This window comes from Rhodococcus sp. MH15, from assembly GCF_019266045.1.
Lineage (GTDB): Bacteria > Actinomycetota > Actinomycetes > Mycobacteriales > Mycobacteriaceae > Rhodococcus_F > Rhodococcus_F qingshengii.
The window spans coordinates 108,101-121,501 of the sequence record NZ_LPNP01000082.1 but is presented as its reverse complement, the minus strand read 5'-3'; the positions used below and the strand labels follow the sequence as shown (position 1 = coordinate 121,501).

The window sequence follows — 13,401 nt, the reverse complement described above, 5'->3', positions numbered from 1 at the left end:
TCCTCGCCGACCTCGACGAGCGCGGCATCATCCGTATCGGTGCCGAGGTTCGTGACGGCGACGTGCTGGTCGGAAAGGTCACGCCGAAGGGCGAGACCGAGCTGACCCCCGAAGAGCGCCTCCTTCGCGCCATCTTCGGTGAGAAGGCTCGCGAGGTTCGTGACACGTCCCTCAAGGTTCCTCACGGTGAGACCGGCAAGGTCATCGGAATCCGCGTGTTCTCGCGTGACGAAGACGACGATCTGCCTCCCGGTGTCAACGAGCTGGTCCGCGTCTACGTGGCACAGAAGCGCAAGATCCAGGACGGCGACAAGCTCGCCGGCCGCCACGGTAACAAGGGCGTCATCGGCAAGATCCTGCCGCAGGAAGACATGCCGTTCCTCTCGGACGGCACGCCTGTCGACATCATCTTGAACACGCACGGCGTCCCGCGTCGTATGAACATCGGTCAGGTCTTGGAGACCCACCTCGGGTGGATCGGCAAGACCGGGTGGAACGTTCAGATCGCGTCCGACGGCTCTCGTCCCGACTGGGCTGCGACCCTGCCGGAAGAGATGCTGTCCGCTCCGGCCGACTCGAACATCGCCACCCCGGTGTTCGACGGTGCGAAGGAAGACGAGCTCACCGGTCTCCTCGGCGCGACGCTGCCGAACCGTGACGGCGAGCAGATGGTCGGACCCGACGGAAAGGCCACCTTGTTCGACGGCCGCTCCGGCGAGCCGTTCCCGTACCCGGTCTCGGTCGGTTACATGTACATCATCAAGCTGCACCACTTGGTCGACGACAAGATCCACGCTCGTTCGACCGGTCCGTACTCGATGATCACGCAGCAGCCTCTCGGTGGTAAGGCCCAGTTCGGTGGCCAGCGCTTCGGTGAGATGGAGTGCTGGGCGATGCAGGCCTACGGCGCGGCTTACACGCTGCAGGAACTGCTGACCATCAAGTCTGACGACGTGGTCGGTCGAGTCAAGGTGTACGAAGCCATCGTCAAGGGCGAGAACATCCCCGAACCCGGCATCCCCGAGTCGTTCAAGGTGCTCCTCAAGGAGCTCCAGTCGCTCTGCCTCAACGTGGAGGTGCTGTCCTCGGACGGCGCGGCCATCACGATGGCGGACGGCGACGACGAGGACTTGGAGCGGGCCGCAGCGAACCTGGGCATCAACCTGTCCAGGAACGAAGCTGCGACGGTCGACGACCTCGCGAACTAGGTTTCGGTCCCCGGGTTGCTCTTGAAAGAGCGGCCCGGGGGCGTAGTTCACATTTGAATTGGCAGTCAGGTTGCCGGGTGACCGGCAACCGTAACCCCAACGGGGAAAGGAAGTTACGTGCTCGACGTCAACTTCTTCGATGAACTCCGCATTGGCTTGGCCAGTGCAGAGGACATCCGCAATTGGTCCTACGGCGAGGTCAAGAAGCCGGAGACCATCAACTACCGCACGCTCAAGCCCGAGAAGGACGGCCTCTTCTGCGAGAAGATCTTCGGCCCCACTCGGGACTGGGAGTGCTACTGCGGTAAGTACAAGCGTGTCCGCTTCAAGGGCATCATCTGTGAGCGCTGTGGCGTCGAGGTCACTCGCGCCAAGGTTCGTCGTGAGCGCATGGGTCACATCGAACTGGCCGCACCGGTCACGCACATCTGGTACTTCAAGGGTGTTCCGAGCCGTCTCGGTTACCTGCTCGACCTGGCTCCGAAGGATCTCGAAAAGATCATCTACTTCGCTGCCTACGTCATCGTCGGTGTCGACGAGGAGCTCCGTCACAACGAGCTGTCCACCCTCGAAGCCGAGATGCAGGTCGAGAAGAAGACCGTCGCAGATCAGCGCGACGCCGATCTCGAGGCACGTGCGCAGAAGCTCGAAGCCGACATCGCCGAGCTCGAGGCAGAGGGCGCGAAGTCCGATGTCCGCCGCAAGGTCAAGGACGGCGGCGAGCGCGAAATGCGTCAGCTCCGTGACCGCGCGCAGCGTGAGCTGGATCGTCTCGACGAGATCTGGACCACCTTCACCAAGCTGAGCGTCAAGCAGCTCATCATCGACGAGCTCCTGTACCGCGAGCTGGTCGACCGTTACGGCGAGTACTTCACGGGTGCGATGGGCGCAGAGTCCATCCAGATCCTGATGCAGAACTTCGACCTCGACGCCGAGGCAGAGTCTCTCCGCGAGACCATCCGCAGCGGCAAGGGCCAGAAGAAGCTGCGTGCACTCAAGCGCCTCAAGGTGGTTGCGGCATTCCAGACCAACGGCAACTCGCCGATGGGCATGGTCCTCAACGCTGTTCCGGTGATCCCGCCGGAGCTTCGCCCGATGGTTCAGCTCGACGGTGGACGTTTCGCGACGTCCGACCTCAACGACCTGTACCGCCGCGTCATCAACCGCAACAACCGCCTCAAGCGACTGATCGACCTCGGTGCTCCCGAGATCATCGTCAACAACGAGAAGCGGATGCTGCAGGAGTCGGTCGACGCCCTGTTCGACAACGGTCGTCGTGGACGTCCGGTCACCGGACCGGGTAACCGCCCGCTGAAGTCCCTGAGCGATCTGCTCAAGGGCAAGCAGGGTCGCTTCCGTCAGAACCTGCTCGGTAAGCGCGTCGACTACTCGGGTCGTTCCGTCATCGTCGTCGGTCCTCAGCTCAAGCTGCACCAGTGTGGTCTGCCCAAGCTGATGGCTCTCGAGCTGTTCAAGCCGTTCGTGATGAAGCGTCTGGTCGATCTGAACCACGCGCAGAACATCAAGTCGGCAAAGCGCATGGTCGAGCGCAAGCGCGTCCAGGTGTGGGACGTCCTCGAAGAGGTCATCGCCGAGCACCCCGTGCTGCTCAACCGTGCACCTACGCTGCACCGTCTGGGTATCCAGGCATTCGAGCCGCAGCTCGTCGAGGGCAAGGCCATTCAGCTCCACCCGCTGGTGTGTGAGGCCTTCAACGCCGACTTCGACGGTGACCAGATGGCTGTTCACCTCCCGCTGTCGGCAGAGGCTCAGGCCGAGGCACGCATCCTGATGCTGTCCTCGAACAACATCCTCTCGCCTGCTTCGGGTCGCCCGCTCGCCATGCCGCGTCTGGACATGGTCACGGGTCTGTTCCACCTGACCCGTCTCGACGAGGGTGTCACCGGTGAGCTCGTTGCTCCGACCAACGACGAGGCAGAGCAGGGCGTGTACTGCTCGCCCGCCGAGGCTCAGATGGCAGTCGACCGCGGCGCGCTCTCGGTTCAGGCTCAGATCAAGGTGCGTCTGACGCAGCAGCGTCCGCCGCGCGACCTCGAGAACGAACTGTTCCCCGAGGGCTGGAACTACGGTGACGGCTGGACCGCCACCACGACACTCGGCCGTGTGCTCTTCAACGAGCTGCTTCCGGCGGACTACCCGTTCGTCAACGAGCAGATGCCGAAGAAGCGCCAGGCGACGATCATCAACGATCTCGCCGAGCGGTACCCGATGATCGTGGTTGCTCAGACCGTCGACAAGCTCAAGGACGTCGGGTTCTACTGGGCCACCCGTTCGGGTGTCACGGTCTCGATCTCCGACGTGCTCGTGCCGCCGGAGAAGCCTGCCATCATCGAGGACTTCGAGGCTCAGGCCGACAAGATCGAGAAGCAGTACCAGCGTGGTGCTCTGGACAAGAAGGAGCGCAACAGCGCTCTGGTCACCATTTGGCAGGAAGCGACCGACAAGGTCGGCAAGGCCATGGAGGCTCACTTCCCCGACAGCAACCCGATCCCGATGATCGTGAAGTCCGGCGCAGCCGGCAACATGACTCAGGTTCGCTCGCTCGCCGGTATGAAGGGCCTGGTGACAAACCCGAAGGGTGAGTTCATCCCGCGTCCGATCAAGTCTTCCTTCAAGGAAGGCCTGACCGTTCTCGAGTACTTCATCAACACGCACGGTGCTCGTAAGGGTCTGGCCGATACCGCACTCCGCACCGCCGACTCGGGTTACCTGACCCGTCGTCTGGTGGACGTTTCGCAGGACGTCATCGTCCGCGAGGTCGACTGTGGAACAGAGCGCGGCATCGTCACCACGATCGCCGAGAAGCAGGCCGACGGCACGATGATCCGCGATGCTCACGTGGAGACCAGCACGTACGCCCGTACCTTGGCGGCCGATGCAGTCGACGCGAACGGCACCGTCATCGTCGAGCGTGGCCACGATCTCGGTGACCCCGCGATCGATGCTCTGCTCGAAGCCGGCATCACGACGGTCAAGGTCCGCTCGGTCCTGACCTGCACCACCGGCACCGGCGTTTGCGCCACTTGCTACGGCCGCTCGATGGCCACCGGCAAGCTGGTCGACATCGGTGAGGCTGTCGGTATCGTCGCCGCACAGTCGATCGGTGAGCCCGGTACCCAGCTGACCATGCGTACCTTCCACCAGGGTGGTGTCGCAGGAGATGACATCACCGGCGGTCTGCCGCGTGTCCAGGAGCTGTTCGAGGCACGTGTGCCCAAGGGCAAGGCTCCTATCGCGGACGTCACCGGTCGGGTACAGCTCGAAGACGGCGATCGTTTCTACAAGATCACCATCGTTCCGGACGACGGCGGCGAAGAGGTTGTCTACGACAAGCTCAGCAAGCGTCAGCGTCTGCGTGTCTTCAAGCATGCCGACGGTCGCGAAAGCCTCTTGGCTGACGGTGACCACGTCGAGGTCGGACAGCAGCTCATGGAAGGTGCTGCCGATCCCCACGAGGTCCTGCGAGTCATGGGTCCGCGTCAGGTTCAGATCCACTTGGTCAACGAGGTCCAGGAGGTGTACCGGAGCCAGGGTGTGTCGATCCACGACAAGCACATCGAGGTCATCGTGCGCCAGATGCTTCGTCGCGTGACGATCATCGATTCCGGTGCCACCGAGTTCCTGCCCGGTTCGCTCACCGAGCGCGCCGAGTTCGAGTCGGCAAACCGCCGCGTTGTCGCCGAGGGTGGCGAGCCCGCAGCCGGCCGTCCGGTGCTCATGGGTATCACGAAGGCGTCGCTCGCGACGGATTCGTGGCTGTCCGCGGCATCGTTCCAGGAGACCACTCGTGTCTTGACCGACGCGGCTATCAACTGCCGCTCGGACAAGCTGATCGGTCTGAAGGAAAATGTCATCATCGGCAAGCTGATCCCTGCCGGTACCGGTATCAACCGTTACCGCAACATCCAGGTTCAGCCCACCGAAGAGGCACGCGCCGCTGCTTACGCAGTGCCGTCGTACGACGACCAGTACTACAGCCCGGACGGCTTCGGCCAGAACACCGGTGCTGCAGTTCCGCTGGACGACTACGGCTTCAGCAACGACTACCGCTAAGCGTTAGTTCGTAGAAAATCCCCCCACTTCGAAAGAGGTGGGGGGATTTTTCATGTCAGGAGTGGGACGTTTTCAGGAGTTGCTGCCGCTGAGGTCCGGGATGACGATCTCCTGGACGGCCCACTTGTTCCCGTCGGGGTCGGCGAAGTAGATGAACCGCCCCCAGGCCTGGTCGTCGATCGGGCTGATGTCGATGCCGCGGCTCTTGAACTCGCGCTCGGCCTCTTCGATGTCCTTGACCACTACCTGCATGCCGACGACCGAGCCGGGCTCGGCGTCGGTGATTCCCTTGCCGATGCAGATCGAGCAGGCCGAACCGGGAGGGGTCAGCTGGACGAATCGCAGGTCTTCGCTGACCGTGTGATCGTGGTCGGCATTGAATCCGAGGCGGACGTAGAAGTCCTTGGCGCGGTCGATGTCGGTGACGGGAATGGCGACCAGTTCGAGCTTGATGTCCATGACGTGCCCTTCATGTGATGGTGAATTCCGGCGACAGGTCCAGTGTTGCGGGTATTGCGGTCAGAAACGGTCCTCGTTTGGCGTCCGGATGAAACTTTCCGAATTCCTTGTTGCTCCGAGGGTGCTTCTCTCACTGCTCGACCGATCCCGAACCAGGAGCGGATACCCCGACTCCGCAGCTCTGACGCATTCCGTCGAACGTGCCGCGCACGCCGACGCTCTCGGCTACCACCGGTTCTGGGTGGCCGAGCATCACGCGGTTCCCGGGATCGGGAGCGGGTCGCCGGCAGTACTGCTTGCCGCGATCGGCGCGCATACGCGCGATATCAGACTCGGCAGCGGTGGGGTCATGCTGCCGAATCACCAACCGCTGATCGTTGCCGAGCAGTTCCTGATGCTGGAGGCTCTGTACCCGGGGCGAATCGATCTCGGCCTCGGCCGATCGCTGGGATTCACGGAGCCTGTTCGTCAGGCACTACGACGTGGCAAGGACGCTCCGGACACGTTTGTGTCGGACCTGGACGAGGTGAGGCGTTATCTGGACGGTTCCGCGGCAGTGACGGCACGGCCGGCGTCGCAGACTGGAGTCCCGATCTTCGTGCTGGCGACGCGCACAGGTCTGAAAGTGGCAGCGCAGCTGGGGCTTCCGGTGGTCGTGGGTGGGCCGATACTCGGAATTGGGAGCACCGACCGGGTGGAGGCATTGGACGAGTACCGCCGAGCTTTCCGGCCCACCGACACGCATCCCGAACCTTATGTGGTGGTTTCTCTCGAAGTGGCGGTTGCCGATTCCACCGACGCGGCGCGTGAGTTGCTGATCCCGGAGGCATACGCGCTCGCAGAATCGTCACGGACGGGGGAGTTTCCGCCGCTCGCGTCGCTGGACGAGATCAGGCGTGCTCCGCGCAGTGATCGAAACGCCAGGCGGATCGAGTCGTTCATGGCGTCGGCGCTGCACGGCACACCCGTCGAGGTGAAACAGCAACTTCACGATCTCGCCGAACGGACCGGTGCCGACGAAGTGTTGGCGTCGACATCGACGTACGACCGTGACGCGCTTGCACTTTCGGACCGCCTATTGCGTGAGGTGGTTTAGCAGTGTGGTTGATCTAACGGGGCACGTGAAACTCGAGCAGAGTGGCGACGGAGTCGTCAAGTTCGGTCCACGGCACCGGTACGGAGAGGACGGCGATCGCCGAAGTCGGGAACTTGTCGCGGATACGTTGGGCCGCTTCGGAGTTTTCGTTCGATGCGAGATCGAGTGCAGTCCAGGGAATTCCGGGTTCGTGTCCGACAATCAGGAGCGTCTTGACGTGGTCGGACGTGGTTCGCGCAGCTGCAATGACGTCTGCGGGTGAGCCGCCGTAGATGGACTTCTCGAACCCGGCGGGAGCTTCGATTCCCGTCGAGGCAAGGGTTTCGACGGTCCGCCGGGAGGTGGAGCACAGAACGGCGTCGACGGGCGGGACGTTTTCGCGGATCCATTCGCCGCCGATGCGGGCCTCGCGCAGGCCCCGTTCGGCGAGCGGACGCTCGTGATCACGGATGCCCTCGGGGTAGCTGGACTTGCCGTGTCGCATGAGGACGAGGGTGCGGTGGTCGGCCATGCGTTCACGGTATCCGCTTTGTGCCCGTCAGTCCGGTTACTCTGGATGGTCAGGACCTTGAAGGAGGTTTTCGATGGCCGGTAAGAAGCTCGATCGAACTAATGCCCGAACTGCACTCGAGGTGGTACGCGAAAGCCCCACCATCGCTTTCATCACCGTTGCCCCGGCAGTGGTCGTGTTCGGCGTGGTGTGGTGGCTCTTCGGTTTCTGGGCCGCGATTCTTCTTGCGTTGGTGTTCGGTGTCGCGGCTGTCGCGACCCAGAAACTGCGTTAGAGGGCGCTCACCTGCGCAACTGCGCGGAGCGCTTCGCCGACCAGGAACCAGACCGTGACGGTCTTGTCGTCGACGCGGCTGCGCAGGACGACGTCGTCGCTGGAAACGATGGGGGAGAGGTACTCGATCAGTGCTCGATGCGGAACTGTCCGTAGTTCGGTGCGAGCGCTGAGGACCTCTTCGACTGCCTGCCAGTAGACGGCGTTGTTGACGTGGTCGAACGGGTCGATATCCGTGGCGCGCAGAGCGAACGGCGTGTCCAGAACACCCGCGCCGTCCGCCTCCGGTGCGTTCTCGGCGAGTACCCGCTTCCACTTCAGGCGATGCTCGTCGGTGGATTCCTCCAGTGGCCGCATGAAGTCGTCACTCATCCGCGTGGGCATGCCCGACTCGGCGCTGATGTTGATCCAGAAGCCTTCGGTTTCCATCAGCGCGCCGTTGCTGCCGTCGAAGCGCACACGCATGTTCGCCCATCTCGTGGAGAAGCCGGAGCACCAGCGAGTCATCGTCAACTCTTCCGGCCAGATCGCCGGGCGTACGACGTCGACGACCGTACGACGCACTATCCAGAGCGGATGGGTGTCGATGGCTCCCGCGGCCTCGATGTTGTCGTTGCCGATGTCCTGCAGGTAGCGGGCGACGGCGTCGAGCCTGACCTGCTTGGCGACGTCGATGTCGCCGGTGCGGACCGGGCGGGACTTGACGAAGATCGGTCCTCGGTCCGGCTGTTGCGCGAGCGTGAGATCTGGGTTCACGTGAGATTCCTGTTCGCTGGAGTGAGCCGATTCTGTCAGGCTTTTCAGCGAGTGGCGATTATCTGCTTTCCGCAGCCGGAGCCGTCGACCATTCGTGCCACGGCGACGGCGGTGTCGGCAAGGGGATGAACGGAGTCGATCACCGGGGTGATGTCACCTGCGTCGATCATCTGCGTCAGGACCTCCAGATCGTCGGCGTTCTCCGAAGCGATGAAGGTGCCCATTTTCTGAGATATGAACGGAGACAAGCACTGTGCGCGTATTTGGCGATCGGTTCCGCCGAGCCACCGTCCGCCGTTCTCGCCGCCGACGATCACCAGCGTTCCGGTGCGTGTGAGCGCCCGTCGAAGATCTCGCAGTCGGCGGTTGCCGCCGGTGTCGATGATGACGTCGTACCGATGCGATCCGTCGGTGGCGTCGTCGACGCGGTAGTCGAGAACCTCGTCGGCACCGATGGAGCGGACGGTATCGGTTTTCGAGGTGCTGCACACGCCGGTGACGTGAGCGCCCATGGCTTTTGCCACCTGCACCGCGTAGATCCCGACGCCACCGGATGCGCCGAGTACGAGGGCGGATTGGCCCGCCTGCACGCGGCCGTGGTCGCGCACGGCTTGCAACGCTGTGAGGGCGGAGACCGGTACCGCTGCTGCTTGTGCGAACGACAATCGGGCAGGTTTTGCGGCAATCTTCGTCTCGAGTGCGCGTGCGTACTCCGCGAACGAACCGACCGCGATCCCGTATACCTCCTGGCCGACTGCCACGCGGGTCACCGAACTGCCGACGGCCTCGACTCGGCCGGACACGTCCAGTCCGCGGACTCGGTTCCTAGGTCTGCGCAGCCCGAAACCCGCGAGGCGCAACGGATATGGCAGTCCGGCCATGAGATGCCATGCCCCGCGGTCGACGGACGCGGCCTCGACGCGTATCAGCACTTCGTTGTCGGCGACAGTGGGGCGCGGAATGTGGTCGACGTAGAGAACGTCGGCCTCGCCGTAGCGATCCTGTACGACGGCGGTCATCAGTTCCTTCGGCATGCGAGTCTCCGTTCGTCGAATACTTACAGCGTAAGTATTGCACTTACGGTGTAAGTTCTGTCAACGTGGAGAAGCGCGCAAGATTGACCCGAGACGACGTCGTACACGCTGCTGTCGCGCTTGCCGATTCCGTCGGAATCGATTCGATGACCATGCGGAAGTTGGGCACCGAACTGGGCGTCGAAGCGATGTCTCTGTACAACCATGTTTCGGACAAGGGGGATCTGCTCGACGGAATGGTCGATGCGGTCTTCGCGGAGATCGATCTGCCGACGCCGGGACGCCCGTGGCGCACGGAACTTCACGTGCGAGCGGTATCGACAAGGGAAGTGTTGGGGAGGCACCCGTGGGCAACTCCGTTGATGGAGTCCCGAACGACGCCTGGTCCCGCGACCCTGCGCCACCACGATGCCGTCATCGGAACGCTACGCGCCGCCGACTTTCCCGTCGCCCTTGCTGCGCATGCCTTTTCGATCATGGATGCGTACATCTACGGCTTCGTGCTGCAAGAAGTGAGCTTGCCGTTCGAAACAGCGCAGGAAACGACGGAACTGGCGAAGGCGATCATGGGCTCGTTCGAGAGCGGTCAGTATCCGCACCTGGCCGAGTTGACCACCGAGCACGTCCTTGCTCCGGGATACAGCTACGCCGCCGAATTCGCTTTCGGTCTCGATCTGATTCTCGACGGACTCGAACGTCTGCACATCGGGAGCGAACGATGATCTGACGTGAGTACCGGGTTAAAGTCGAGAAAACCGGGTTACCGGTCCAGACTTCAGATGTCCCGAAGAGGAGCTTTCTGTGCGCGCCATGGTGGTTACGGAACTGTCCGGTCCCGAAGGAATTGTCGCGCAGGAGGTTCCCGAGCCCGCAGCCGAAGGTCTTGTTCTCATCGATGTGAAGGCAAGTGGCGTCTGCTTTCCGGACCTGCTCATCACCTACGGCAAGTATCAGATCCGCCCGGAACCGCCGTTCATTCCCGGCGCGGAGATCTCGGGCGTCGTGGTCTCCGCGCCGGAAGGGTCGGGTTTCGCTCCGGGCGATCGTGTTCTCGCGGCCGCGTATCTGGGTGGGTATGCAGAGCGGATTGCCGTCAACCCGGCGCAGGTACTCCGAATTCCGGACGGACTCGCCTTCGACGAGGCGGCCTCGCTGATCATCAACTATCAGACGATGGAGTTCGCGCTCGCTCGTCGCGCGAAGATCGTCGCGGGGGAGACTGTCGTCGTGCTGGGCGCTGCAGGCGGAGTCGGAACGGCAACCATCCAGCTGGCCAAGGCGCACGGTGCCCGGGTGATCGCCGTGGTACGACGCGAGGGCGTCGATGACTTCTTGCGTGAGCTCGGTGCCGACGAGGTGGTCGCGCTGGCTCCGGGATGGGGAGAGCGGATTCGGGAACTGACCGACGGCGTCGGCGCTCAGATCGTGGTGGATCCGGTGGGCGGCGATGCGTTCGACGACGCGGTCCGGGTTCTGGCACCAGAAGGACGACTCGTGGTGATCGGATTCGCCGGCGGCGGTATTCCCGAGGTAAAGGTGAACCGGGTGCTGTTTCGCAATATCAGCATTGTCGGCGCGGCATGGGGTGAGTTCACGCGTACCAATCCCGAGGCGGTAGCCGAGGTACACGCATCGCTGGTAGAACACGTCCTAAACGGCTTGCGTCCGCTGGTCAAGGCACGGTATCCGCTTGCCGACGCAGCAGTTGCCCTGGCTGATCTCGAAAGCGGCAAAGTTCTCGGAAAGGCCATCTTGCTGCAGGAATGATTCTTCGCAACGTGATGGTGGTCACCAAATAATAAGTTGCAACATGTTTTCATTTGGGCAATAGTTGCAACCGCACTACCATTTGCCAGGTGATCGCTTCCGATTCTGATGACCTGTATGGAGCACTCGACGAGTTGTTCACTCGCCTGATGAGCGCCGGTGATTCGGAGTCGATCGATGCGTTGATCGAACTGGATCTCTCGTTCTCTCAGGTGCGTGTGCTGTTCGTACTTGCACAACGTGATGCGGCGATCCCGATCAACGAGGTTGCCGACGAGCTTCGGCTCTCGGTGGCAGCTACGGGGCGGAACATCGATCAGCTCGTGAATATGGGTCTGGTCGATCGCCGTGAAGACGAGCGGGACCGACGCGTCAAGCGGGTTTCCTTGTCGGAGGCCGGTCGTAAGGTGACGACCAACCACATCGAGTGCAAGCGCGGCCAGCTTCGCGAATTCGCGTCGCGTGTTCCTGAGCCAGAGCGGATTCGTTTGTTCGAGGCTCTCAAGCCCATTCTCGCGGGTGACTATCTGCGAGCACTTAACCAGGAGACTTCGCGATGACATCGCCGAACGCGCCGGCACCGGCGTCCGACAAACTTGACGGGGCGGTCCTCAAGATCGCTTCCGTGGTGGTGCTCGGCGCCATCATGTCGATTCTCGACGTAACCGTGGTGAGCGTCGCGCTCACCACCTTTGCCGAGGACTTCGAAACTTCGTACGCCACCGTCGCGTGGACGATGACGGCCTACACCCTCGCTTTGGCGACGGTCATTCCGGTTACCGGTTGGGCTGCCGACCGTTTCGGCACCAAGCGCCTGTACATGACGGCCCTGGTGCTGTTCGTACTCGGTTCGGTCGCTTGTGCGATGGCGTGGGACATCACCTCGCTCATCGGCTTCCGCGTGCTCCAGGGTCTCGGCGGCGGCATGTTGATGCCGCTCGGTATGACGATCATGACCCGGGCCGCCGGTCCGGACCGCGTCGGTCGCGTCATGGCAGTTCTCGGTATCCCGATGCTGCTCGGCCCCATCGGTGGCCCGATCCTCGGTGGTTGGCTGATCGAGGCCGCGAGCTGGCACTGGATCTTCCTGATCAACCTGCCGATCGGCATCATCGCGTTGGCAGCAGCATTCATCATTTTGCCGTCCGACAAGGCGAAGCCTTCGGAGTCGTTCGACTTCCTCGGCATGATCCTGCTGTCGCCCGGCCTGGCGCTGTTCCTGTTCGGTGTGTCGTCCATCCCTGAGGTGGGAACCGTCGCGTCCGCTCGGGTTCTGGTGTCGGCCGGTATCGGTCTGGCGCTGATCATCGCCTTCGTGTTCCACGCGCTCAACAAGGATCACCCGCTGATCGACCTGCACCTGTTCAAGAACCGTCAGTTGACCACCGCCGTCATCACGACGTCGCTGTTCATCGTCGCCTTCATGGGCGCCGGGTTGCTGTTCCCGAGCTACTTCATCCAGGTCGGCGGTCACACCACGCTCGCTGCCGGATTGTTGATGGCTCCGCAGGGTCTCGGCGCTATGGTCACTATGCCGATCGCTGGTCGACTGGTCGACAAGATCGGCCCGGGCAAGATCGTCCTGACCGGTTTGCCGTTGATTCTGATCGGCTTGGGTGTGTTCACACAGGTTGCCTCGGATTCCCCGACGTGGCTGCTGATGGGTGCCTTGTTCGTCATGGGCCTCGGTATGGGTTGCACCATGATGCCGCTGATGACCGCAGCTATCGTGACGCTCTCCAACGAGCAGATTGCTCGCGGCTCCACCCTGATGAACATCGTTCAGCAGACCGCAGGTTCGATCGGTACCGCCGTGATGTCGGTGGTCTTGACCAACCAGCTTCTCGATCGTGGCCTCGACACGACGATGGTCGGTGCGGCCTCGCACATTCCGACCGAACCGGGAAGTCCGCAGGAGTCTGCTGCGAATTCGATTCTCAGTGCGGCGTCGGATGCCTTCGGTAACACCTTCCTCGTTGCCACTGTGCTGATCGTCCTGACCCTCATCCCGGCGTTCTTCCTGCCGCGGAGCAAGACCACCAGGCCGGTGGCCGAGGGCGAGACGGCAACGCCGATCGTTATGCACTGACCGCTTTTCGGTAGATCGTTCGTCCAGGTGAGGGCGGCACACATCTTGTGTGCCGCCCTCACCTTTTTGCCGTGGAATACAGCTGGATGGTTGAATGTTTGATCAGTTACATGCAAACGCATGGATCTAGTTCG

The 13,401-nt window shown here is 62.5% G+C and carries 11 protein-coding genes and 1 pseudogene; 8 read left to right on the top strand and 4 right to left on the bottom strand.

Going from position 1 to position 13,401, the window contains the following annotated elements; translation table 11 throughout:
* Both ATN37_RS32850 and ATN37_RS30625 read left to right on the top strand, forming a co-directional pair.
* A pseudogene (locus ATN37_RS32850) lies at positions 1–1,208 on the top strand (DNA-directed RNA polymerase subunit beta); the annotation flags it as partial.
* 117 nt (positions 1,209–1,325) lie between these two features.
* Complete coding sequence (locus tag ATN37_RS30625) at positions 1,326–5,282, top strand: DNA-directed RNA polymerase subunit beta' (protein WP_218696051.1); 3,957 nt, start codon at positions 1,326–1,328, stop codon at positions 5,280–5,282.
* A gap of 72 nt (positions 5,283–5,354) precedes the next feature.
* Here ATN37_RS30625 and ATN37_RS30620 read toward each other — a convergent pair whose 3' ends face one another.
* The gene (locus tag ATN37_RS30620; RefSeq protein WP_003942070.1) at positions 5,355–5,741 is read right to left on the bottom strand and encodes a glyoxalase superfamily protein; all 387 of its coding nucleotides are present in this window, start codon (positions 5,739–5,741) and stop codon (positions 5,355–5,357) included.
* Positions 5,742–5,829: 88 nt separating this feature from the next.
* On the opposite strand from ATN37_RS30620, the gene ATN37_RS30615 reads away from it, so the two are divergent.
* Entirely contained in the window at positions 5,830–6,837 is a 1,008-nt protein-coding gene (locus tag ATN37_RS30615) for an LLM class flavin-dependent oxidoreductase (RefSeq protein WP_165639674.1), read from the top strand.
* Between the two features lie 13 nt (positions 6,838–6,850).
* On the opposite strand, the gene ATN37_RS30610 is transcribed toward ATN37_RS30615, so the two are convergent.
* Positions 6,851–7,348, bottom strand: coding sequence for a histidine phosphatase family protein (locus ATN37_RS30610; protein WP_007728426.1), 498 nt, complete (start codon positions 7,346–7,348; stop codon positions 6,851–6,853).
* A 73-nt stretch (positions 7,349–7,421) separates the two neighbouring features.
* On the opposite strand from ATN37_RS30610, the gene ATN37_RS30605 reads away from it, so the two are divergent.
* Positions 7,422–7,622, top strand: coding sequence for a hypothetical protein (locus tag ATN37_RS30605; protein ID WP_003941897.1), 201 nt, complete (start codon positions 7,422–7,424; stop codon positions 7,620–7,622).
* Here ATN37_RS30605 and ATN37_RS30600 read toward each other — a convergent pair.
* Together ATN37_RS30600 and ATN37_RS30595 are read right to left on the bottom strand one after the other, a co-directional pair.
* On the bottom strand, positions 7,619–8,377 hold the full coding sequence (locus tag ATN37_RS30600) for an acyl-[acyl-carrier-protein] thioesterase (protein ID WP_083291738.1): 759 nt from the start codon (positions 8,375–8,377) through the stop codon (positions 7,619–7,621). The genes ATN37_RS30605 and ATN37_RS30600 overlap by 4 nt on opposite strands.
* A 44-nt stretch (positions 8,378–8,421) precedes the next feature.
* The gene (locus ATN37_RS30595; protein WP_165639673.1) at positions 8,422–9,411 is read right to left on the bottom strand and encodes an NAD(P)-dependent alcohol dehydrogenase; all 990 of its coding nucleotides are present in this window, start codon (positions 9,409–9,411) and stop codon (positions 8,422–8,424) included.
* 65 nt (positions 9,412–9,476) lie between these two features.
* On the opposite strand from ATN37_RS30595, the gene ATN37_RS30590 reads away from it, so the two are divergent.
* The 4 genes from ATN37_RS30590 (at position 9,477) to ATN37_RS30575 (ending at position 13,267) form a co-directional block, all read left to right on the top strand.
* A complete protein-coding gene (locus ATN37_RS30590; protein ID WP_003941871.1) occupies positions 9,477–10,133 on the top strand; it encodes a TetR/AcrR family transcriptional regulator in 657 nt (218 codons plus the stop codon).
* Positions 10,134–10,212: 79 nt separating this feature from the next.
* Positions 10,213–11,178 (top strand): NADPH:quinone oxidoreductase family protein, encoded by a 966-nt coding sequence (locus ATN37_RS30585; RefSeq protein WP_076948842.1) that lies wholly within the window; start codon positions 10,213–10,215, stop codon positions 11,176–11,178.
* Positions 11,179–11,267: 89 nt separating this feature from the next.
* A complete protein-coding gene (locus tag ATN37_RS30580) occupies positions 11,268–11,738 on the top strand; it encodes a MarR family winged helix-turn-helix transcriptional regulator (protein WP_003941890.1) in 471 nt (156 codons plus the stop codon).
* The gene (locus ATN37_RS30575) at positions 11,735–13,267 is read left to right on the top strand and encodes a DHA2 family efflux MFS transporter permease subunit (protein WP_003942006.1); all 1,533 of its coding nucleotides are present in this window, start codon (positions 11,735–11,737) and stop codon (positions 13,265–13,267) included. The genes ATN37_RS30580 and ATN37_RS30575 overlap by 4 nt, the downstream gene beginning before the upstream one ends.
* Positions 13,268–13,401 lie beyond the last annotated feature (134 nt).